The organism is Myxococcus sp. CA023 (assembly GCF_010998615.1).
In the GTDB taxonomy this organism is placed as follows: Bacteria; Myxococcota; Myxococcia; order Myxococcales; family Myxococcaceae; genus Myxococcus.
Map to the genome: position 1 here is coordinate 22,612 of NZ_JAAEAH010000057.1, position 22,128 is coordinate 44,739.

Here is a 22,128-nt window from a genome sequence, read left to right on the forward strand (position 1 = left end):
GCCGCGCATGTCGCGTTTCGCCACCATCGACATTGGCAGCAACTCCGTCCTCCTGCTCGTCGCGGAGCGCACCCCGGAGGGCCGTTTCGAGGCCGTGCGGGAGCGCGCGGAAATCACCCGCCTGGGCAGGGGCGTGGATGCGACGCGCAAGCTCTCCGCTGAAGGCATGGAGGCGACGCTCCAGGTGCTGGAGTCCTTCGCTCGCGAGGCGCGCGAGCTGGGCGCGGAAGGCATCGCCGTATCCGCCACCAGCGCCGCGCGTGACGCGGAGAACGGCGCGGAGTTCCTCGCCGCCGCGAAGGCGCGCGCGAACGTGACAGTGGAAATCATCTCCGGCGCCATGGAGGCGGAGCTGTCCTTCGCCGCGGTGCACTCGGACTTCGCGTCGGACGCGGCGGGCCCCCTGCTGGTGCTCGACATTGGCGGCGGCTCCACGGAGTTCATCTACGGCAACCGTGGCGGCCACGTGGACTTCCGCCACAGCTTCGACGTGGGCGCGGTGCGCCTGACGGAGCGCTTCGTCGGCGCGGACCCGATGACGTCCGAGGACCGCGCGCGTGTCGAAGCCCACCTGCGCGACACCTTCCGCGCCCTCCCCGCCCCGCCGCCCGGCGCAGCCCTGGTGGGCGTCGCGGGCACGGTGACGACGCTGTACGCCGTGCAGCACGCCATCCACCCTTACGTCGCGGAGCAGGTCCACGGCGGCACGCTGTCCGTGGGCCAACTGTCCGCCCTGGCGGACCGGCTGTGCGCCATGCCGTTGGAAGAGCGGCGCGCCCTGCCCGGCATGCAGCCCAAGCGCGCGGACGTCATCCCCGCGGGCGCCCTCATCTTGCTGGAATCGGTGAAGGCGCTGGGACTGGATGCCTGCCGCGTCAGTGATAGGGGCCTGCGCTGGGGCCTGCTCGCGCACCGCTTTGGAGCCGGAGCCACCTCTTCATGAACGCCCAACCCGCGGCCTCACCGGCCGCGTCCGCGGTGCCCGCCAGCAACGCGGGTTATGCGCTGCTCATCCTCACCCTCATCAACCTGGTCAACTACCTCGACCGCTACATCGTCGCGGTGGCGCTGCCAGACATCCAGAAGGAATTCGGCATCAACGACACGCAGTCCGGCCTGCTGGGCACCATGTTCATCGTGGTGTTCATGCTGGCCTCGCCGTTGGGCGGGTTCCTCGGGGACCGCTACCCACGGAGGCTGCTGGTGGTGGGCGGCGTGATTCTCTGGAGCCTGGCCACCGGGGCCAGCGGGCTGGCCACCTCGTTCGGCGCGTTGCTCCTGGCCCGCGCGGTGATTGGCATCGGAGAGGCCGGCTACGGCGCCGTGGCGCCCAGCATCATCTCCGACTTGTACCCACGCACGCAGCGCACGCGGATGCTGGCGTTCTTCTACATCGCCATCCCCGTGGGCGCCGCGGCGGGCTACGGCCTGGGCGGGTGGCTGACGCAGGCCTACTCGTGGCACGTCGCCTTCTTCGCGGGGGGCGTGCCCGGGCTGATTCTGGGCGCCATGGCCTTCTTCATGCCGGAGCCCCAGCGCGGCGCCATGGATGGGCCGGACGCGCAGGCGAAGCTGCCCTTCATGGTGGGCCTGAAGGGACTGGCGCGAAACTCGGCCTTCTGGGCGGTGACGGCCGGGTACACGCTGATGACGTTCTCCATTGGCGGACTGGGATTCTGGATGCCCACGTACCTGGTGCGCGAGCGCGGCCTGGCGCAGGACAGCTCGGGCTTCATCTTCGGCGCGATTACGGCGGTGGCCGGCCTGCTGGGGACGGTGGCGGGCGGCTGGCTCGGCGACAAGCTGGACCGCAAGCGCGAGGGCGGCGGACTGTGGATGTCCGGCATCGGCCTGATGCTGGCGGCCCCGTGCATGTACCTGGCGGTGAGCCTGAAGGCAGTGGGCCCCACCTTCGCGGCAATCGCCCTGGCGCAGTTCCTTATCTTCCTCAACAGCGGCCCCATCAACGCTGCCATCGTCAACTGCGTGCCGCCCGCGTTCCGCGCCTTCGCCATGGGACTGAACGTGCTGTGCATCCACCTGCTGGGTGACGCGATTTCGCCCACGCTCATCGGCACCATCGCGGACGCATCCAGCCTGCACACCGCCATCGCGGTGAATGCCCTGCCCGTGCTCCTCGGCGGCTTCGCGCTGCTGCTGGGCGCCCGGCTGTTCCGTGAAGCAGTGCCCCTCGCGCGTCAGGGCTGAGCGGCGGCATCCAGCCTTGGCCGGTACTCGTCGGCCAGGCGCTCCATCTCCAAGGCCAGCCGCTCGCCATCCGCGAGCAACAAGCCCTTGAGGCGCACGCGGTTGCCCAGCGTGAAGAATACGCGGATGTCGCGCTGGAGCGACTCCCAGCGCTCGGCGAAGTAGAGGGTGAACAGCGCCAGCGGTGGCACGGCGAGGAAGACGGCCACGGCCAGGTGCGCGCTTCCCCACACCGCCGCGGCGGCTGTCAGCCCGCCCCACCACACCAACGCCACCACGAAGGCGGTGAGGAACTTCACCGTGGCCTGCACGTCCAGCTCGGCGTTTCGGCTGGCGAGCCGAGGCAACTGGTAGGGCAGCCAGAACAGGCCCAGCCCCAGGGCGAACAGCGGCAGGCCCAGCACCAGCGCCAGCACGTTCTTCACCACGAAGGGCACCACGTTCCCCGGCCGGTACACGAGCGCCAGGTCCTCCAGCCCCGTCGCCTGCACCAGCGCCATGCGGTGCCGGAAGCCGGCGAGCTGCGCGCGCAGGGACTCGAAGCGCTCCGGCTCCTGGGCGCGGAACATCTGGACGCCGCGCGCCCACAGTCGCAGGCGCTCCGCGTCGAGCGCCCCACCCTGCTTGAAGGCGAAGAGCTGCTCGGCCAGCTGCGCCAGCGGCAGGTCCGCCCACTGCTCCAGGTTGAGCGTCACCGCGCGAAGCCCGCTGGCGATGCGCTCGGTGAGGGCTCGGACGGCATCGGCTTCCGCGGCGTCCGCGGGCAGGAAGGCCTGCACGTCGATGGCGGGCCCCACGTCGATGAGCACCTCGCTGCGGAACACGTGCTTCTCCGCGTAGGTGAGCCCCACGGGGACGATGCGCACCGGAGCCCCGGCCTTCGCCGCGCTCAAGGCGATGCGCGCCGCGCCCGTCTTCAGCTCGGCGAGCCCGGGCTCGGAGTGGCTCTTTCCCTCGGGGAAGATGGTGATGGCGCGCCCCTGCACCAGCGCGCCCTTCGCGGCATCCAGCGTGCCCTCGTTGCCGCCCATCTTCGCCGGGTCATCCTGCTTCCGGTACACCGGCAGCGCGTCCAACCCCTTCAGCAGCCAGCCGATGATGGGCATCCGGAACAGCGGCGCCTTCGCCAGGAAGGTCACCTTGCGCCGCGTGAGGATGAACACCAGCGCCGGGTCGATGAGGCCGTTGGGGTGGTTGCCCACGAAGAGCACCGGGCCGTCCGGCTCCAGCGCCGGGGCATTCACCTTCACCCGATAGAAGAGTCGGAGACACAGCGCCACCACCGCACGCACGCACGCGTAGAACACGGAGGAGACTGTACTCCACGTCTCAGGGATACCGGTCCACCACCTGGATGACGCCGGTGTTGTCCTGCACCACGGAGAAGCCCTTCATCGGGCTCGGGTAGGCAATCAGGCCCTCGCCGTCCCTGCCCCAGCGCGAGTCCAGGAGGATGCCGCAAAAGGGCACCGACATCGCCCCGGACTCCGGCAGGAAGATGCGGTCATACCGGCCGAAGACGCGGTGCTTCGTCACGTACAGGCGGCCACCGATGCGCGCGCCGGGAAGCTGCTGCTCTCCCTGCTCGCGTGGCAGCGCAATCACGAAGCTGTAGTTGTAACGCGCCGGACCCGGGTGGTCCTGGATGGCATCCACGATGACGGGGACCTTGTCCCCGGGCTTCAGGCCCAGGCGCTCCATCTGCAGCAAGGCGCCCCGGGGGCACGTTCCCTCTGGAGGCATCCACTTGGGCCGCGCCGGCCCCTGCGAGGACGCGGAGGTGGTCCGGCATCCCGCCGCCACCAGGAGCCCCAGGCCCACCACTGTCCACCGCGGCCAGCGCATGCGCACCATCGCCTCCCTCAGAACGTCCCGATGCTGAAGTGGAACTGCGTGGTGGCCTCGTTCACCGACTCGTCCGGGTCCAGGTTGAAGCCCACGTCGAAGGCCAGCGGACCCACGGGCGTCACGTAGCGCAGGCCCGCGCCCGCCGTATAGCGCAGCCGGCCCGGGTCGAACTGCGTCCGGTCCAGCCACAGGTTGCCCGCCTCGAAGAAGAGCCCCAGGTCCACGGAAGACAGGGCCGGCAGGCGCAGCTCCGCCTTGCCCAGGGTGAAGAGCTCGCCACCCTGGCTCGCGGGGACCTGCCCGGCGAGCACGGCCTTCAGCTCAGCGGAGCACCCCGACGGCGAAATCAGCGCACGGCAGTCACGCAGCCGCTGCTGCAACGCGCCGCGGACGTCCTCCGGCAGCACACCGTCCTCACGGAAGCCGCGCAGGCTGGACGAGCCGCCCAGGTAGAACAGCTTCGAGCCAATGGCCTGCGCCTGCTCCTCCAACGGGATGATGGTGCCCGCGCGCGCGGACAGCGCCACGCTCGCCCGCCGTCCCAGCGGGATGTAGCCGCTGAGGCTGCCCGACAGCTTCACGCCGTCGATGGGGTACGCATCCACGCGGTTGCCCGCCACGTCCGTGGGACGCACGCTCAAACCGCGGGTGAACTCCGCGCTGGAGACGAACACCACGCCCCGGCGCGGGTTGGCCGGGTCATCCCGGAAGTCGAGCGTGGCGGAGGGGCGCAACGAATGCAGCGCGAAGTCTCCGAATGGGTAGCGCAGCCGCTCCCGGTCGGCGCGGTTGAGCAGCTCCAGCACGCCCGCGCGCGAGCGCAGCCGGTTGTTCTCCACTTCGTAGGACAGCGACAGGTTGAGCCACGGTGCCGCGGCCCAGTCCATGGCGGCCGCCGCCGCGAACCGCGAGGACACGTAGGAAGGCCGGTGCACGCGCTCGCCAATGAGGTCCAGACGGGCCCCCACCTGCAGCGGCAGCAGGAAGAACAGCCGAGGCTGCGCCAGCGCGAGGTTGCCCCGGCCCCCAAAGCCATTGAGCCCCTGGAGCTCCACGTCACAGCCCGGAGCCGGACCGCCTCCAGACACGCTCTGCTGACAAGCGATGCGCCTGTCGCGGGACAGCGCCTCCGCGCTCCAGCCCGCGTAGTTGATCTTCCCGCGCGCCAGCAGGCTGAGACCCAGCCCGTCCAGGTTGCGGTAGGCCGTGTCGAGCGTGATGCGGGGACCGTCCACCAGGAAGTAGCCGCCGGACACCTGGCCATCCAACCGGGGCCGCTCCTGGACCGTCACCAGCACGTCCTTGGTATCCTCGCGCCGGGTGGGGTCCGCCAGCGCGATGTCCACCTGACGGAACACGCCCAGGCGCGCCAACCGGCGCTGGCCCTCCGTCAGCTCATCCAGCGCGACGGGCTTGCCCTCCTCCACCGCGAGGTTGGCCAGCACCAGGTCCGGGTCCGTGCGCGTCAGGCCCTGCACCAGGATCTTCCCGACCTTCACCTGCGGGCCCGCGTCCGCGCGGAAGATGACGGTCGCCTGCGTCCCGTCCTCGCCCACGCCCGTCTCCGTAGTGACGCGCGCGAAGAGGTAGCCCTGCCGCCCCAACTCCTGCTCCAGCGCCTGACGCGAGGACTCCACCGTGTCGAAGCTCAGCGGCGCGCCCTCGCGCATGCGCCGGCCCATCACCCACGCCGTCAGGCCCGGCGGCACGCCCTCGAAGTCCACCTTCACCAAGCGGGCCTGGGGGCCCTCCTCCACGTCGAAGTCCGCGACCGCCGTGCGCCCCACGACATCCACCGTCAGGCCCCGGAACGCCACCACCGCGGAGAGGAAGCCCTGCTCGCGGTAGGCCTCGTTCATGGCCTCCACGGCCTCCAGCCACGCATCCTCCACGTATACAGTGGACGGTGGCGGTGGCGGCGCGACGCCCGGGAGCTCCGGGCCGTGACGCCCCTCGGTGTTCAGCGGGTCGTCGAGCATGCGCTGGTCCAGCTCCGGCCGCGTCATGCCCGCCAGCACCCGCTCCGCGACCAGCGCGCGCAGCATCTCCACCGGCAGCCCGCGGTTGCCGTGGAAGCGCACGTCGGCCACGCGCAGCGGGTGCCCCTCCTCCACGTCGAACACCAGCGCAGCCACCTCACCATCCGGACGCAGCACCTCGCGGGGCCGCACGCGCACGTCGTGGAAGCCGCGGTAGCGGTAGAAGACCTCCATGCGTCGCGCGAGCCGGCCAGCGACGACCTCGTCCATAGGCTCCGAGATGTCGTGTGCCAGCACGCGCTCCAGCACGCCGGCCGGGAAATGGCGATTGCCGTGGAAGCGCACCACGTAGCGAGGCCCCGCCATCAGGGGCACCGCCACCGACGCGAAGCTGCCCTCCACCAGCACCGCCGGCGCGCCCACCTGCGCGCGCCAGTAGCCCTCGCCGCGAAGCAAGGTGCGCAGCTCCTCCAGCGAGCTGGACAGGCGCGCCCGGTCGAACACCTGCCCCGGATGCAGCGCCAGCACCTCCAGCAACCGGGACAGCGGCAGGCCAGGGCTGCCGGAGAAGGTCACCTGCCGCACCCGCGTGGGCAGCCCCTCGTCCACCGCGAGCACCACCGCGATGCCATCCGTCACCGACTCCTGTGTCACGGAGACTCTCGCCGAGTCGTAGCCCTTGCGCTGATACGCCTGGAGCACGGACGACACCGCGCCCTGCAACTCCTCCGCATCCAGCGGCCCGCCCTCCAGCAAGCTGCTGGCCTCCAGCAGCTCCCCGTCCGACAGCACGGAGTTGCCTTCGAAGCGCAGCCGCGCCAGCCGCGACACGGGCGTGAGCTGGAACATCAGCCGCACCCCGCCTCGCACCTGCTCCGTGCGCGCCACCACGTCCGTGAAGCGGCCCGTGGCCCACAGCCGCTCCACCGAGCGCCGCACCGCGCCCGGCGTCAGCGTCTGCCCCTTGCGCACCACCACCAGGTCGCTCAGGCCCTGTGCGTCCGCGCCTCCAGGCAGGTGCAGCTCCACGGCGATGACTTCGGCGCCGAAGCCACCACCGTCGTCCGCCTGCGCGCGCGCCGCGCCCGGCATGAGGACGCAGAGCACCAGCGCCAGCACCGCGAGGGCCCGGACTACTCGACCTCCCAGCTCAGCTTCAGCTCGAGCCCGAGGTTTCCAAACGAGGCTTCGTTGTTCTCGTTGTCCCACTGGGCCTGTGCGGAGAGTCGGTCATCGAAACGGTACTCGGCCCGCGCCCGCGTGCCGCGCCCGCTCACGGGTTGCGTCATACCGATTTTAAGCTGCTCGCTCAGGAACTTCGACTCCAGTTGCGCGGTGGGCTCCGCTTGCCGGGTGGCGTCGTTGTAGGTGGTCGAAATCTGCAGGGACAAATCCCTCAACACCGGATTGCTGGGCAGGAAGCGCTGGAGCTGCCGGTCCAGGCCCGACACGTTGAAGAGGGCCTCGGCCGCCAGGCCGGCGCTCGCCGAGGCCGCGGTATCCTGGTCTGACGAGGTGAAACCCAGAGTGAGGAGCGAGACGATGTCACCCTCCACCAGCGCCGGCTCCGAGGAGAGGAGAATCTGCGGGTCCGACGGCTTGCCGAAGGCGTGCAGCTTCACGACGTACTCGCGCACCTGCGTCTGGGCCTGGACCTCGAAGACAGGGTCGATTTGCGTGGGGTCCTGGAATTCGAGCTGCCCCTGACTGATGGTGAAGGGGTTGTTCCGGAAGAAGGCCTGGCTGCCCTCGGCCAGTTCCACCCGGCCCAGCAGTCCCGGCCGCAGGTCCGTCCCCGTCAACCGCACGTCCCCCAGCAGGCGGGCCTTCGCCAGGTTGTTGTCCACGCGGACGTCGCCGAAGTGGACGTTCACGTCCCAGATGACCCAGGGCTTCGGAGGCTCACCGGACGACGAGGACAAGCCCGCCGCCAGGTGGGTGGTGCGCTTCTGCATCGTCTTCAGCAGCGCATCCACGTCCAGCGCCTTCTGGTAGCGCATCTTCACGATGTCCATGCCACCGGTGACGGTGAAGCCCTTGGGCGGACCAATCACCTGGAGCAGGCCGGAGAAGGTCGCGGGCAGGTCCTCCGTAAGCCGGTAGGGAACCTCGTCCAGTTGGATGGTGAGACCCAGCCGCTGCGGCAGGAAGCGCTCCAGCCGCACGTCGCCGCGCGCGGACACGCGGCCTTCGTTGAGCTGGCCCTGCAGGTGCTCCACCAGCACGCGCTGGCCCGTCATCTCCACGCGCCCGGCCATGTTGCGCACCTGGACGGGCCAGTCCCGCAGCGCCAGCCGCATGTCGAACAGCTCCGCGGAGCCCACCACGGAGGGCTTCTCCAGCGTCCCGGAGGCCTCGGCGTCCACGGTGACGCGCCCGGAGGAGCGCTCCACCATGGCCGGCATCAACGACTCCAGCAGGCGCAGGTCCAACCCGCCCCGTAGCGTCACGTTCAGGCCGCGCGGGCTCATCCACCCGCCCATCGACAGGTCCACGTGCTGCCCCGTGAAGCGGAAGAGCTGCACATCCGTCCGCCCGGCCGCGTACGCCAACACGATGGGGCCCGCGTTCTCCCCGCGCAGGTCGTCGCGGGAGAGGACCAGCCGCTCCACGGTGGCGTTCACCTGCGAGCCCGCGGGCTCCAAAAGCAGGCCCTTGGCGCTCACCGTGCCTGACAGGGCCCCGCTGACGCCCGCCCACAGCGGCGCGTCCGGCAGCAGCGGGCGAATCTCCGGCAACGAGAACGAGCCCTGGGCTTCATAGGGCCAGTTCTCCTGCACCTTCATGCGGATGCGGCCGGTGGCGTCCCGGAAGGGGTGGCCCCACACCTCGAAGTTCTTCCCCACCATGCGCCCGGTGAGGTCCATGGCGCCCAGGTTCCGCTCGGCGAAGGTGACGCGCGGCGCGCGCAGCGTGACGTCCACCACCGGCACGTCGGCGGTGCCCGACACGACGCCGTCCATCACCATGGTGCCCTGGATGCCCATGCGCTCGGCGAGCTCCGGGTCCACCGCCTCGGCCAGCGACAGGCCGTCTCCGCCAAAGCGGTAGTCCAGCCCCCCCGCGAAAGTGAAGGTCCCCTCCGCCCAGGTGCGACCCAGCGGCCCCGTGAGGGTGGTGCGCTCCAACACCATCGCCTTGCCATCCACGAAACGCAGCCGCGCCGCGCCGTCGCCCATGCGCCGCCCCAGGTAGGTGGTGTCCTTGACGTCGAACGCCACCAGACCCTCCAGCTTCTCCACGGGGCTGTCCACCTCCACGCGGCCGGTGGCCGTTCCACCCAGCGTGCCCTGCATCACCGCGAGCGACGGACTCAGGCCCGCCACCACGTCCACCAGGTCCTCGTTGCGCCCCTGCGGGACGTTCACCTCCAGGCGCAGGTTGAGCAGCCGCCCGAAGGACACGCCCGCCTTGCCGTAGTACTGCGTGCGCCCCTTCTGGCCGGAGAAGGCGGGGAACGAGAGCAGGTGGTCCTTGTAGGCCAGCTTCCCCTGCATCACCCCCAGCGACAGGTTCCAGAACTCGAAGTCGCGGAAGGACAGGCCGGCCTCCACCTTCACGTCCGACGCGGGTCCGGTAATCGCGTAGGTAGCGTGGCCCCGTCCGGCCCAGGGCAGGCCCGCGATGTGGCCAAAGTCCGCCAGGTCCACGTCGCCCTGCCCGTGGATGTCCAGGCCCAACCCGCCCGCCAGCAGGAGCACGACGTCGCCCGTCACGCGTGAGTGGCCCACCTCCGCGTTGACGTGGTTGAAGGCAACGCGGTCCCCCTGGAGCTTCACCTGCGCCTGCGCGCGGGCCTTGTCGAACTCCAGAATCGTGAGTCCGCCCTTCGGCTGCGTGTCGAACGCATGCGTGGCCAGCACGAACTTCCCGGTCCGCAGGTCCAACGGCCCCGACAGGGAGAAGCGCGGCAGCAGGTTGCCGGACAGCCGCGCGTCCAGCGTGGCCGGGAAGTCCACCCAGGAGCCCTTCACCCCCGCCCGGTCCAGGATGCGGCCCAACGACGCGTCCTCCGTCGTCAGCGACACCTCCAGCGGGAAGTTCGGAGTGAGCCCCAGCCGCCCCGTCGCGCGCACCTTGCCCGCGCCCACGGGCAGGGTGAGTTCCTCCAGCCGGACGTCTTCACCCGAGTACGACAGGCGCGCGTGCAGGTTCGTCGGGCCGAAGTCCCCGTAGCCCAGGCTGTTGCCCGACAGCTCCAGCGACACCGCGGGAGACGCAACCTTCCCGGCGATGGACACACGCGACCAGAGGTGCCCCGTCGCGGGGCTGGGAATCAGCCGCGCCTGGTAGAGCGCGCGCAGCGGGAGGAACACCTGCGCGTCCAAGGCCAGGCGCGGGGCGCACAGCGAATCCACGCGGCCGGACACCGTGGTGGTGATGTCGTCCAGCGACACCTCGGCGCGCTCCAGCTCCAGAAGGGCCTCGTCCGGGTCCAACGCGCCCGCGATGACCAGCTGCCCCAGCGCCAGCTCACGTCCGTCCGGGCCCAAGCGCACCCGGCCGCGCCGGGCCTCCACGTCCAGCTCGATGACGCCCCACTGTTCGTCCCAGCGGACGTCCAGTTCGTCCACCTCCACGCGCCGGCCCTCAGGCAGCGCAAGGCGCAACTCCGCGCCGGAGATGTCGAGCTTCGCCACGCGCAGGTGCTCGAGCGGCTCCAGGAAGCAGAAGTTGGACTTGGGCTCCGACGGCGACGAGGGCTGCGACAAATCCAGCGCCACGCGCGGCCGGGATGCCTTCACCTGGGCCAGCGTCAGCCGGCCCTGAAGCGGCTGGAGGAAGCCGAGCTGCACCTCCGCCCTGTCCACGGCCACCAGCGGCGAATCCGTGCCGGGGAGGAACAGCGAGAAGCCGTGCACCACCACGCGGGAGCCCAGCGGGTCCAACTCGCAGCGGCCGAGCCCCACGTCCAGGCCCAGCACGTCTGGCAGGTGCCGGCGGCCCAGCGTGCACGCCACCTCCCAGGTCTCCGGCATGCGCAACAGGAGCACGCTCCCCGACAAGACGAGGAGCACCAACAGCAGCGCCCTGCGCGCACCGTGGCGGCTCTGAGAGGACAAAGCCGCTACAGCTTACCCAGCCCTTCGAGGTAGCGGTCGATCTCCGCGAGGTCCACCTTGCTGCTCGCCGTCCTGGGGAGCGTCGACGCCGAAGCGCTCGGCCGCTCGGCCGCTTGCCCGGCGGGCGTGTTCACCCCGAGCAGGCCCAGGTTCTTCCCGATGCGATGCACCAGCTCCGCGGACACCGTCTGCTCGCGCGCGAGGAAGGCCTCGAAGAGCGCGTTGTCGCACAGCGTGTTGATGACGCGGGGCGAGCCAGACGAGTGCTGGTGTACGGCCAGCAGCGCCTCCGGGCTGAAGGGCATGCGCGGGCAGCCCGCGAGCCGGAGGCGGTGCTTGACGTAGGCCTCGGTCGACTCGGCGGTGAAGGGCTCCAGCCGGTAGCGCATGGCCACGCGCTGCGCGAGCGGCGGGTCCAGCTTCAGGTTCTTTTCGATTTCCGGCAGGCCGAAGAAGACGAAGGAGATGAGCTTGCGCTCCGGCACTTCCAGGTTGAGCAACCCCCGGAACTCCTCCATCAGCTCGCGAGTCTCCAGCATCTGCGCCTCGTCGATGAGGACGACGGCCTTCTTGCCGGACTCGTAGATTTGGAGCAGCCGCTGGTACAGCTGCGACAGCAGCGCCAGCTTCTCCTGCGCCGGATTCTCCACGCCCAGTTGCAGCGCGATGCGGCGCAGCAGCCAGTTGGCGGTGATGCCGGAATGGATGATGACGAGCAGCGCGGCCTCGTACTCGGACTCCGGAAGCGAGTCGAGCATGCGGCGGGCCAGCGTCGTCTTCCCCGCGCCGATGTCACCGACGAGGATGGACAGGCCCTTCATGTAGCTCACGGCGTGCATCAGCCGGGTGAGCGCCTGCGAGTGCTGCGCCGAGTTGTAATAGAAGCGGCTGACGGGAGCGTTGGAGAAGGGCTCCTGGGTCAGCTCGAAGAAGTCCAGGTACGTAGTCATGGGCTCGCCGGACCTCGCGGGGTGCAACTACAGGTAGCCGACCTTGCGCGCCTTGGACGCGCCAGCCGCTGATATCGGAGTGGTGGGCGCCGCGGCCCCCGCCGGTGCGGGCGGACTGCTGGTGGCCTTGGCCCCATTGCCAGAAGGAGTCGGAAGCGGATCCTCCACCGGCTCCACGGAAGCCGCAAGCCGGGACACGTGCCCCGCGACATCGCGGTACTTCCCGTCCATCGCGGCCACGCGCTGGTAGTGGAAGAGCGCCTTGCCCGCCTCCCCCTGGGCCTCGTAGGCCACCGCCAGCTCGAAGCCGAGCGCCTTGGCCGCCTCACCAGTGGCGTGGGGGTTGCCCAGACCCTCGCGGAAGGCCTCCACGGCAGCGGACGCGTCGCCGCGGAGCAGTTGGAGCATGCCCATCATGGTGATGCAGTCCAGCTCGCGCTTGCCGCCCGCGCTGCCCTGGCGGGCCACGTCGAACTCGTGGAGCGCGTCGTCGAGCAGGCCCATTTCCTTGTACGCGATGCCCAGGTCGTAGTGCGTGTCCACGTCCTCGGGCTTCACCACCTTGGCCAGGCTCTTCTTGAACTCGGAGAAGACCTCCTCCACCGAGTACTGGAAGTCCTCTTCCGCCGGCAGCGCCGAGGCCCCGGCGTCATCGCCGAAGTTGTCGATCTCCCCGGCCAGCTCTGCCGCGAGGTCGAACGCGTCGCGCTCGCCCGTGGTCTCCTCGGCGTCCTCGTAGCCGTCCGTGACGGGCTGCACGCTCGGAATCTGCGCCGGCTCCGCGGCCGCGTCCTCCTGCTCCGCGCCGCCTCCCGCCTCCGCCGCCTCCAGCCGCTCCATCAGCTCGGCTGCGCGCGCGTGGCCCGGGAAGGCAATCATCACCGTCTCGAGAATCTCGCGCGCCTCTTCCAGCAGCCCCTGGTCGAGGAAGAACGACGCTTCGTCGCACTCCTCCGCCGCGGGCTCCTCTTCATCGGCGGCGGCCTCGACTTCCGGCTCGGGCTCTACTTCCGGCTCGGCCTCGGGCTCGACCGCGGGCTCCTCGTAGGCGACCGGCTCGGACAGCTCGTCCGCGGACAGGTCCTGCGCGTCCTCCACGAAGGACTCGTCGTCCACCGCCACGATGGCGTGCGAGGCCGTGGGCTCCTCGAACTCCATCGGGTCGCCCAGCGCGGGGGCCCCGAACGGGTCCTCGTCCAGGTCGGCGGCCGTCAACGGCGCGGCGCCCACGCGCGTGGGCACATCCTCCAAGTCCAGCGGTGGAGGCGCCTCGTCGTCCAGCGTGGGCACGTCCAGCGAGTCCAGCGTGGGAACCTGGAGCGTGTCCGGCGAGGCCTCGTCGAGCAGCGCCTGCGTGGGCGCGTGCATCTGCGTGGGCTGCGGCTCGTCGTCGTCCCCGAGCGACAGCGCCTCCATGGACGTGGCGGCGCCGTCGTCCACCAGCGACTCGTCGTCGAGCGAGTACGCCGCCGCGGCAGCCAGGTCATCATCGCTGGAGGCGACGAGCGGCTCGTCATCGGTGACGCTGAGGCCCGGCTCGTCGGACAGCACCAGCTGGTCGTCGTCCGTCACCAGCGTCTCGTCCACCGACGCCGCCGCCAGGTCCTCCGGATCGGGCGTGCCGTACACCTCGAACTCACCCGAAGTGATGGCCTCGCCCACCAGCGCCTCTTCGCTGATGACGGCGGAGTCGCTGTCCTCCTCGATGACCTCGTCCGAATCGCTCGAGGGCAGCGTGGTCAGCGCCAGCTCGTCACCGGGCGGGTGCAGGAGCGCGTCTTCCGGCGGCGGCGCGACGAGAATCTCGTCGTCGCTGGAGTCCACCAGGATGGCGTCCTCGCCCACCGACTCCACCACGGACACCGTCGGCGCGGCGACCACGGGCCCCGTCGTGCGCAGCACGGACAGGAACGCGGGCACCTCGGGATGGGCGGGATTCTCCTGGAGGATGGTGGCCAGGTACGGCTGCGCGCGCTGCACGTCGGCCGTGCGCGTACACAGGCGGAGCACATTCAGCAGCTGCTCCGACGCCTGGGCCATGTTCCCGGACGCGACGTAGATTTGATACGCCTTCTCGTGGGCGTCGAGGTTCTCCGGCTCGACGGAGAAGATCTTGCGCAGGTGCTCCAGCGCTTTGTCGTGGAGCCCGTACTTGACGTAGACGTCCGTCTCCGTGAGCAGCTTGGAGAGCTGCTCGCGCCCCATCCCCGCCGGAGCGGGAGGTGCCACGGGCGCCGCCGCCGCGGGCTGGGGCGCGGGGCGCGGGGCGGGCTGAGGTGCCGCCGCGGGCTGGGGCGCCGCCGGAGCGGGCTCAGGCGCGCGGCGCGCGACCAGGTCCGGGTCCTCGGGGTCCAGCACTTCAATCTGCGTCCAGACAGCCTCGGCCTCGGTGACGCGGCCGCGCTCCTGATGAATCTTGGCCAGCTCCTTGTAGACGGAGATGGTCTTCGACGTCTGGCCCAGGCCCTGGAACGCCTGCGCCAGCAGCGTGAGCGTCTCCACGTCGCGGCCATCGGCCTTGAAGCACACCTGCAGCTTCGCCAGCGCGCGCTTCTGGTCGCCGCGCTGCAGGTACGACGTGGCCAGCTCCTTCGACAGAGGAAGGTTGTCCGGCTCCAGCGCGGACAGCCGCTCGGCCACGCGGAGCCAGTCATCCGCGCGGCTGTTGCGCTTGAGGTACTCGGCGGCGCGCTTGAACTCCTGGGCCGCCTCGCGCGTCATGTTCTCGCGCGCGTACAGCTCCGCCAGCTTGATCTTCGACGCCACGTTCTCCGGGTCGAGATCCACCATCTTCTTCAAGGTATCGAGCGACGACTTCGTGTCGCCCGCCTTGTCGTAGTGGTTGGCGACAATCTGGAAGTACGCCATCGCCTCGGACATCAGCCCGAGCTGCTGGTGAAGCTCCGCCAGCTTGAGGTTCACCTCCAGCAGGTTCGGATTGAGCTTGAGGACCTGCTTGTAGAGCGCGACGGCCTTGAGGAAGAAGCCATCCGACGAGTAGCTCTCCGCGACCTTGGTGAAGAAATGGGCGGCCTGCGGGTTGTCGTTCTTCTTCTGGTACAGCTCCCCCATCTTCTGGAGGACCCGGATGTCCTTCGGGTCGACCTCCAGGACCTTCTGGTACTCCTTGATGGCTTTGTCGTAGGCGCCCTTCGCGACGAGCTTCGCGGCGGCTTCGATGATCTTGTTCTTGTCCATCGAGCGGTGGGCTTCCAGCAGGCCGAAACCCCTTGAACTTCGCGGGTTTCCATCCTCAGCAAGGGGGAGTGTCGGAGGCTAACGGAAAGCTCCGATGCGGGTCAAGAAACGGCCCGGCTCCCCCCGGGCCGGATCACCTGCTCGCGTGGCGGCCCGACAAGCGGGAATCCACACCACGTGGATGGGTGCTACGGCGTCTCCTCGACGGCCTTCTTCAGCCGCCGGGAGCCCGTCTCGCTCGCGAGCAATCGCTCCACGAACCGGGTGTCGTAATTGCCCTCCTGGAAGGACTCTTCCGCGAGTGCGGCCCGGTGGAACGGGATGTTGGTGCGGATGCCTTCCACGACGTATTCGCCCAGGGCGCGCTGCATGCGGCGGATGGCCGTGGCCCGGTCCTCCGCGTGGACGATGAGCTTCGACAGGAGGCTGTCGTAGTACGGCAGCACCGTGTAGTTCTCGTAGGCGCCCGAGTCCACGCGCACCCCGTAGCCGCCCGGCACGCTGTAGCCGGTAATCTTCCCGGGCCAGGGGGCGAAGGTAATCGGGTCCTCGGCGTTCACCCGGCACTCGATGGCGTGGCCACGAATCTGGACGTCCTCCTGCTTGAAGCGCAGGGGCTCCCCATAGGCCAGGCGGATCTGCTCGCTCACCAGGTCCACGCCCGTGACGAGCTCCGTCACCGGGTGCTCCACCTGGATGCGCGTGTTCATCTCCATGAAGTAGAACTCGCCGCGCTCGTCGAGCAGGTACTCGATGGTGCCCACGTTGTTGTACGCGAGCCTGCGCATGGCGTTCACGGACACCTCGCCCATGCGCTTGCGCAGCTCCGGCGTCAGCGCCGGCGACGGGCTCTCTTCAATGAGCTTCTGGTGCCGGCGCTGCACCGAGCACTCACGCTCGTTGAGGTGGACGATGTTGCCGTGCTCGTCCGCGACGATCTGGATTTCGATGTGGCGCGGCTTCTCCACGTAGCGCTCGATGTAGAGGTCGCCATTGGAGAACGACGCCACGGCCTCCGCCTGGGCGGTGGAGAAGGCCTGCGCCAGCGCGCCCGGCTCGCGGACGATCTTCATCCCCTTGCCGCCGCCACCGGCGGCCGCCTTGAGGATGACGGGGAAGCCAATCTCGCGGGCGAAGGCCTCCGCCTCACGCGGGTCCTTCACGGTGCCGGGGCTGCCCGGAAGCAGCGGCAGTCCCGCCTCGCGCGCGGCCTGGCGGGCGCGAACCTTGTTGCCCATCAGCCGGAGCATCTCCGGCCGGGGGCCAATGAAGCGAATCTTGCAGTTCTCGCAGACCTCCGCGAACTCGGCGTTCTCCGACAGGAAGCCGTAGCCCGGGTGGATGGCGTCCGCGCGGGTGATTTCGGCGGCGGACAGCAGCTGCGGGACGTTGAGGTAGCTCTCCTTGGACGCTGGCGGGCCGATGCACACCGCCTCGTCTGCAAAGCGGACATGGAGCGCGTTGGCGTCCGCCGTGGAGTGCACCGCGACCGTGGCGATGCCCAACTCCCGGCAGGCGCGGATGACCCGCAGGGCAATTTCCCCGCGGTTGGCGATCAGCACCTTCTTGAACACGTGGGTGTCTCCGTCAGGGCCGTCATGAGGAGCGGCTCGCCCGTGGGATACGGGCGGCGCGCCAGCCTCATCTTCAGGCCACTTCGATGCGGAACAGCGCCTGACCGAACTCCACCGGCCGGCCGTTCTCCACGAGGATTTCCGCCACCCGGCCGGAGACCTCGGACTCAATCTCGTTCATCAGCTTCATCGCTTCGATGATGCAGAGCACCTGGCCCTTCTTCACGATGGAGCCCACATCCACGAAGGGAGGCTGGTCCGGCGCGGGGGTCCGGTAGAACGTTCCCACGAAGGGGCTCGTCACCTGGTGGCCAGGCTTCTCCACCGGCTTCTCGGCGGCCGGAGCCGGCGCGGCGGGAGCAGCGGCCGGCGGCGGAGCCGCAACGCGAGGAACGGCCGGGGCGGTGTACTCCACCCCGACACTCGCGGCGACGGGAGCCGGCGCGGCGTGGTGGACGATGGTCGTCTCGGGGCCCTGGCCGCGGCGGATGAAGAGCTTCTCCTCGCCGCGCTTCCACACCAGCCTCGTGACGTCCGAGGACTCGAGAATCTCCACGATCTGCCGCAGGGCATCCACGTCCAGGGACGTGCCACCCGTGTCAGCGGGACCGCTCGAGGCGGCCTCCGTCCGAGCGGGCGCCTGGGCCCGGGTCGACTTGCGCTTCGTTGCCATAACTCGCGTCCCCTTCCCTCCGGCGTCGCTGCCGAGCTGCGTACTAGCCCCTGGTGGCCACGCGCGTCAGGTACTTGCCGTCGCGCGTATCGATCTTCAGCACGTCACCCTCTTCGATGAAGAGCGGGACGTAAACGGAGTAGCCGGTCTCCAGGACGGCGGGCTTCAGTGCGCCGGAGACGGTGTCACCGCGGATGCCCGGGTCACACTGGGTAACCTTGAGGTCCACGGAGTTCGGCAGCGTCACACCAATGGCCTTGCCATTGTAGAAGAGGACGCTGACGTTGATGTTCTCCTTCAGGAAGTTCTTCGCCTCTCCGAGCACCTTCTCACCGAGGAAGGTCTGCTCGTAGTTGCGGGTGTCCATGAAGTAGAACTCCTCGCCCTGGACATAGAGGTACTGCATGTCCTTCTCCTCGATGTCGGGCTTGCCCACCTTCTCGCCGGACTTCAGCGTGGGCTGGAGCACGCGACCCGTCAGGAGGCTGCGAATCGTGGTGCGCACGAACGCGGAGCCCTTGCCGGGCTTGACGTGCTGGAAGTCGACGATTTCGAACGGCTCACCGTCGATTTCAATCTTCAGACCCTTGCGGAACTCGGACGTATCGATGACACCGGCCATGGGGACCGACTCCTTACAGACTCGCAGCAGCGAAAGCTTGAAAAGTCCGGGGTGTCTAGCCCATGCGCCCCTTCCATGGAAGGGGAAAGCAGCGGCGGAAGCGTCGCCTGGATGACTGCTGGCCGGGCGTCCGACTAGAGCTCGGCGCGCACCTTGGGTGCGGTGACGCGCAGCACGTAGCGGCCCTTGCCGAAGTTGCCATCCGCGTGAAGGGCGAGCACCAGAAAGTAGTCCGGTGACACCAGCCGCATCACGGTCAGCACCTTCTCACTGTTGACGCTGACCTCGCTCACGGTGCCCGTCTTGAGGGTCTCCGCAGCGTTGCGCAACTGGGTGAGGAGGTTGGCGTACTCCACCCAAGCGCCGTTGAGGTCCAGCTCGGCGCTCTCATCCTTCTGGAAGGTGTCGACGGAGATGCCGTCAAAGCCCATCACGCTGCACGCGAGGGCTCCATCGACCTGGTTGACCACCGACTCGAGGTGCGTGCGGAAGGACATGGGTAGAGGCTCTTAGAAAGACGGCCGGGGCCCGGTCAAGGGCCCCGGCGGACATTGGGACTACGTTTCCTCGGGCTCGGTGCACTCGGGAGGGAAGCCATCCTGCCCACCCGGAAGCCCGCAGGGCCCGGTGGCCTTGAGCTGCGTTCCTGCCGGGCAGGTGAAGCCCGAGGAGAAGACATTAACAGGATAAGCAATCTCATTGGACTCCGCCTTCGAGCCGGTGACAGTCTTCCCAGTCAGCTTGACGCGCACGTTGAGCGACACACCCGAGCCGACCGCAAGCTGGTTGAGCAGTGCCTGGCGCGCGTTGGCCCCCAGCAGGTCGATGACAAGAACGCTGTTCGTCGAGGAAGTCGACGGAATCGCGAAATGGCTTGGGTAGATGTCGGGATCCAACGTCGGTCCAGTCCCTAGCGTTTCATACGTCAACTCGACGTGTGTCACGTAGACAGCAGCTGCATCCCCCCCCCCCGTGATGGGTCCCTCTTCGACGATTACCTCCGTCGATGACACTCCGCTTCTCACGGTAAGAGCCGTCAGGTAGCGCGGCGATGTCGAGATGTCCAACGAGCCTCCACCACTGGAAGGCCCTGTGACGTTCGCAGCGCACGAGACGTCTGGAATGAAGGCGTTGAAGATCTGGATATCCGGAGGATTGTCGACGCAGCCGCTCATGGCCAGAGCCAGCGGCACCGCGAGATAGAAGTTCTTCATGGGCGAACGTTCTCCTTCACGAGGAGGCGAATGAACCCTTACAGGGTCTGCGCGATGGTCTGCCGGTTGAGAATGCGGGGCGTGATGAAAATGAGCAGTTCCTGCCGGGTGTCGATCTCCGAGTTGTTCTTGAAGAGAAGTCCCAGCACCGGAATCCGAGACAGGAACGGCACCGAATTGACCTGCGTTGCGCCTCGACGAACGTAGATGCCACCGATGACCGTCGTGTCTCCGTCCTTCACGAGCACCTGGGTGTTGGCTTCCTTGCGCTGAATGGAAGGCTGACCGTTGGCTCCCGTGCTGGACGGGTCAGGCTGATTGTTGGACGCGTTAATGGACATCAGGACACTTCCGTCCTGGGTGATGTGAGGCGTCACCTCCAACGACAGACGCGCTTCCACGAAGGTGGTGTTCACACCCTGCGCCGACGTCTGACTGAAGGGAATGGACACCCCCTGGCTGATGCGCGCGGTGTTGTTGTCAAGTGTCGTCACCTTCGGTGCGGAAATGGTCTTCACCGTGCCTTCGTTCTCCGCAGCAGACAGGCGCAGGTTCAACTGAAGCGCACCACCCGCGGAACCGAACGTGAAGCCCATGGCTCCACCAATGCCCTGACCGGTGCCCACCGGCAGGTTCACTGCGAAATTCGGGTTATCAGGAAGACCCGGCGCTGCACCCGCCACACCACCGGTGACCGCCACATTATTGGGAAAGATCAGGCCCGTGGCATTTCCCGTGGCCTGTCCCGCACGTGCCTGACCACCCCACTGAACGCCCAGGGACCGGCTGAAGGTGGTGTTCGCCTCCACAATGCGGCTCTCGATGAGAACCTGTGGCGTCTGCGTATCCAGGCTCCGAACCAGTGAGCGAGCCCGCTCGGTGTTCGAGCGCACGTCCTTGACGATGAGAACGTTGGTCCGCTGATCCACTGTCACCGACCCACGCTCGCTCAGCACATCCTTCACCCGAGCGGCCATCTCACTGGCCACCGCATAGTTGACGGGAATGAGGTTGACCATCAGGTCTTCCTGCTGCTGGAGCGACTTCTTGCGCTCCTGGCGCAACCGGGCCTCCTCCTCCAAGGTCTTGAGCGGAGCAATCCGGATGATGTTTCCGAACTCTTCCTTACCAAGCGCCTTGGTGCGCAGCACGAGGTCCAGGGCCTGGTCCCAGGGAACGTTGCGCAGCCGGATGGTCACCTTGCCACTCACGTCGTCGGCGACCACGATGTTCTTCTTCGAAATCTCGGCGATGACACGCAGGAGGTTCTGGATGTCGATGTCCTTGAACTCAAAGGACACGCGCTTCCCACGGTAGCGGGCTTGCTGCGGTGCGCCTTCAGCGGCGTATGCCGGTGCCTCCGTGGTGAAGCCCGCAGTCCGCTGAGCGACCGCGACCTCTTCCGTCTTCACACCCTTCACGTCGAGGCGCCACGTCAGAGTGCTCCCACTCTGGGAGACCTTCTCTTCGATGGCACCGTCGGCAGCGACCACCAGCCGCACCTTGCTGCCCTCACCCGGCACGCTGAATGCGCTGATCATCTTCACCGGCGTCTCCAGCGCGCTGGTGTCGAGGCTCCTCTCGAGCTTCTTGGGCAGACGGGCACTGTCCAGCGTCAACACCGCGCTGCGAGGGTCCGGCCGATCGACCTTCCACGCCGCGGTACCCGACAGCTTCATCACAACACGGCCGCCGGCGCTGCTCTCTTCGAACCGGAGGTCCTTCACCTCTACCAGGGAAGAGGACTCGGCTTTCACCGGAGCAGGGCGAAGCGGCTCGACCTCCGCGACGGACGCAATAGCCTCCTCCGCAGCAGGCACCGGAGCGGCCTTGCGCGCCACCGCGCTACCAAGCACCACCTCGAGGCCGCGGCTGGCGCGGTCAACGCGATAGGCAGGCATCGTCCCGCGCACGTCGAGGACCAGGCGCACCTTGTCGGAGTGCGCGCCCACGCGGACCTCGCGCAGAGCGCCGGAGTTCACCCGCGGCGCACGAGTCGCCAGCCCCACGCCAAACAGGTCCACGGCGAGCCGAGGCGGATCTGCGAGTTCGAGGACCTCGTACCGGGCAATCTCGCCGTCCGCCCGGATTCGAAGCGTATCGTTGGCAAACGACATGGCGGTGATGCGTTGAGCCGGGTTCGCAACCTCGCGTTCATCTGCTTCCGCGGCCACGACGTTCTCGGGCAGCGCCGCCTTCGCGACCACGGCATTGGCCCGCTTCGTCTCCAACGGAGCGGACGCCATGGAAGCGCTCGGCTTCACGTCCACGGAGTTCACGCTCGGCTTTGCCGGGGCCTCCGCGCGCTGTTCCGCCGCAGCGGCGGAAACAACCTGGGATGCTCCGTCCACCGAGATGACCACCCGGTTGCCGTCCGCACGAACGTCGTACTGGGAGGCTTTGTCGAGCGCCAGCAGCACCCGGCCCACGCTCGCGCGCTCATCCGAGAACTGGGAAGCAACGACCCCGGAAACCGGTCCCGAACCATCGTGGTGGCCCTTGATCCCCGTCGCATCCGCCGACGAGAGGTCCACCACCAGGCGCTCCGGCCCACTCAGCCGGAATACGGTGAAGGTGGGTGGCCGGGTGCCGGTCACCACCACTTGGGTGCCCGAACCCGTGCGGGACACGTCCAGTCCCCGCAGCGTATTCAGCTCGGCGCCATGCACCCTGGCGCCCACAAGAACGACCGCCCACGCGGTCGCCAAAATCCACTTGCCCCTCGTCACAGCGCTCTCCTCGAGCATGCGTCCCCTCAACAAGTTGGAAGCGGGCCACCGCCCGCGGGAGCGCCTTGGA

General features: G+C 68.6%; 14 protein-coding genes. 2 read left to right on the plus strand and 12 right to left on the minus strand.

What is annotated here, in order from left to right; translation table 11 throughout:
- The first annotated feature begins 7 nt into the window (after positions 1 to 7).
- Both F8M74_RS24120 and F8M74_RS24125 read left to right on the plus strand, forming a co-directional pair.
- Positions 8 to 943, plus strand: a complete 936-nt coding sequence (locus tag F8M74_RS24120; RefSeq protein ID WP_141254848.1) for a Ppx/GppA phosphatase family protein — start codon at positions 8 to 10, stop codon at positions 941 to 943.
- Positions 940 to 2,208: an MFS transporter gene (locus F8M74_RS24125; protein ID WP_140865955.1), complete on the plus strand. Its 1,269-nt coding sequence runs from the start codon at positions 940 to 942 to the stop codon at positions 2,206 to 2,208. Before F8M74_RS24120 ends, F8M74_RS24125 begins: the two co-directional genes overlap by 4 nt.
- Here F8M74_RS24125 and F8M74_RS24130 read toward each other — a convergent pair.
- The 12 genes from F8M74_RS24130 to pilQ all read right to left on the minus strand — a co-directional run bounded on the left by F8M74_RS24130 (position 2,199) and on the right by pilQ (position 22,076).
- Positions 2,199 to 3,515, minus strand: coding sequence for a lysophospholipid acyltransferase family protein (locus tag F8M74_RS24130; RefSeq protein WP_141254847.1), 1,317 nt, complete (start codon positions 3,513 to 3,515; stop codon positions 2,199 to 2,201). The two genes, F8M74_RS24125 and F8M74_RS24130, sit on opposite strands and share 10 nt — an antisense overlap.
- Before the next feature lie 22 nt (positions 3,516 to 3,537).
- A complete protein-coding gene (locus tag F8M74_RS24135; protein ID WP_228560260.1) occupies positions 3,538 to 4,053 on the minus strand; it encodes a hypothetical protein in 516 nt (171 codons plus the stop codon).
- 17 nt (positions 4,054 to 4,070) lie between these two features.
- The gene (locus F8M74_RS24140) at positions 4,071 to 7,127 is read right to left on the minus strand and encodes a POTRA domain-containing protein (protein ID WP_216619903.1); all 3,057 of its coding nucleotides are present in this window, start codon (positions 7,125 to 7,127) and stop codon (positions 4,071 to 4,073) included.
- 41 nt (positions 7,128 to 7,168) lie between these two features.
- A complete protein-coding gene (locus F8M74_RS24145; protein WP_141254844.1) occupies positions 7,169 to 11,098 on the minus strand; it encodes a translocation/assembly module TamB domain-containing protein in 3,930 nt (1,309 codons plus the stop codon).
- A gap of 5 nt (positions 11,099 to 11,103) precedes the next feature.
- A complete protein-coding gene (locus F8M74_RS24150) occupies positions 11,104 to 12,048 on the minus strand; it encodes an ExeA family protein (protein ID WP_140799693.1) in 945 nt (314 codons plus the stop codon).
- Between the two features lie 27 nt (positions 12,049 to 12,075).
- Complete coding sequence (locus F8M74_RS24155) at positions 12,076 to 15,246, minus strand: tetratricopeptide repeat protein (protein ID WP_141254843.1); 3,171 nt, start codon at positions 15,244 to 15,246, stop codon at positions 12,076 to 12,078.
- A gap of 188 nt (positions 15,247 to 15,434) precedes the next feature.
- Entirely contained in the window at positions 15,435 to 16,820 is a 1,386-nt protein-coding gene (gene accC / locus F8M74_RS24160) for an acetyl-CoA carboxylase biotin carboxylase subunit (protein WP_090490324.1), read from the minus strand.
- 73 nt (positions 16,821 to 16,893) lie between these two features.
- Complete coding sequence (gene accB, locus F8M74_RS24165) at positions 16,894 to 17,493, minus strand: acetyl-CoA carboxylase biotin carboxyl carrier protein (RefSeq protein WP_141254842.1); 600 nt, start codon at positions 17,491 to 17,493, stop codon at positions 16,894 to 16,896.
- A gap of 43 nt (positions 17,494 to 17,536) precedes the next feature.
- Positions 17,537 to 18,115 carry an elongation factor P gene (efp, locus tag F8M74_RS24170; RefSeq protein WP_141254841.1) on the minus strand — a complete coding sequence of 193 codons (579 nt, stop codon included), beginning with the start codon at positions 18,113 to 18,115 and terminating at the stop codon, positions 17,537 to 17,539.
- A gap of 134 nt (positions 18,116 to 18,249) precedes the next feature.
- Positions 18,250 to 18,612, minus strand: coding sequence for a hypothetical protein (locus F8M74_RS24175; protein ID WP_140794779.1), 363 nt, complete (start codon positions 18,610 to 18,612; stop codon positions 18,250 to 18,252).
- 60 nt (positions 18,613 to 18,672) lie between these two features.
- The gene (locus F8M74_RS24180; RefSeq protein WP_141254840.1) at positions 18,673 to 19,329 is read right to left on the minus strand and encodes a hypothetical protein; all 657 of its coding nucleotides are present in this window, start codon (positions 19,327 to 19,329) and stop codon (positions 18,673 to 18,675) included.
- Between the two features lie 38 nt (positions 19,330 to 19,367).
- Complete coding sequence (gene pilQ, locus F8M74_RS24185; protein ID WP_141254839.1) at positions 19,368 to 22,076, minus strand: type IV pilus secretin PilQ; 2,709 nt, start codon at positions 22,074 to 22,076, stop codon at positions 19,368 to 19,370.
- Positions 22,077 to 22,128: the final 52 nt, after the last annotated feature.

Bases quoted from the DNA above. Each gene is read 5' to 3' on its own strand.
- F8M74_RS24120 (WP_141254848.1), top strand. From the start codon at position 8: ATGTCGCGTTTCGCCACCATCGACATTGGCAGCAACTCCGTCCTCCTG.
- F8M74_RS24125 (WP_140865955.1), top strand. From the start codon at position 940: ATGAACGCCCAACCCGCGGCCTCACCGGCCGCGTCCGCGGTGCCCGCC.
- F8M74_RS24135 (WP_228560260.1), bottom strand. From the start codon at position 4,053: ATGCGCTGGCCGCGGTGGACAGTGGTGGGCCTGGGGCTCCTGGTGGCG.
- F8M74_RS24140 (WP_216619903.1), bottom strand. From the start codon at position 7,127: ATGCCGGGCGCGGCGCGCGCGCAGGCGGACGACGGTGGTGGCTTCGGC.
- F8M74_RS24150 (WP_140799693.1), bottom strand. From the start codon at position 12,048: ATGACTACGTACCTGGACTTCTTCGAGCTGACCCAGGAGCCCTTCTCC.
- F8M74_RS24155 (WP_141254843.1), bottom strand. From the start codon at position 15,246: ATGGACAAGAACAAGATCATCGAAGCCGCCGCGAAGCTCGTCGCGAAG.
- accB (WP_141254842.1), bottom strand. From the start codon at position 17,493: ATGGCAACGAAGCGCAAGTCGACCCGGGCCCAGGCGCCCGCTCGGACG.
- efp (WP_141254841.1), bottom strand. From the start codon at position 18,115: ATGGCCGGTGTCATCGATACGTCCGAGTTCCGCAAGGGTCTGAAGATT.
- F8M74_RS24175 (WP_140794779.1), bottom strand. From the start codon at position 18,612: ATGTCCTTCCGCACGCACCTCGAGTCGGTGGTCAACCAGGTCGATGGA.
- F8M74_RS24180 (WP_141254840.1), bottom strand. From the start codon at position 19,329: ATGAAGAACTTCTATCTCGCGGTGCCGCTGGCTCTGGCCATGAGCGGC.
- pilQ (WP_141254839.1), bottom strand. From the start codon at position 22,076: ATGCTCGAGGAGAGCGCTGTGACGAGGGGCAAGTGGATTTTGGCGACC.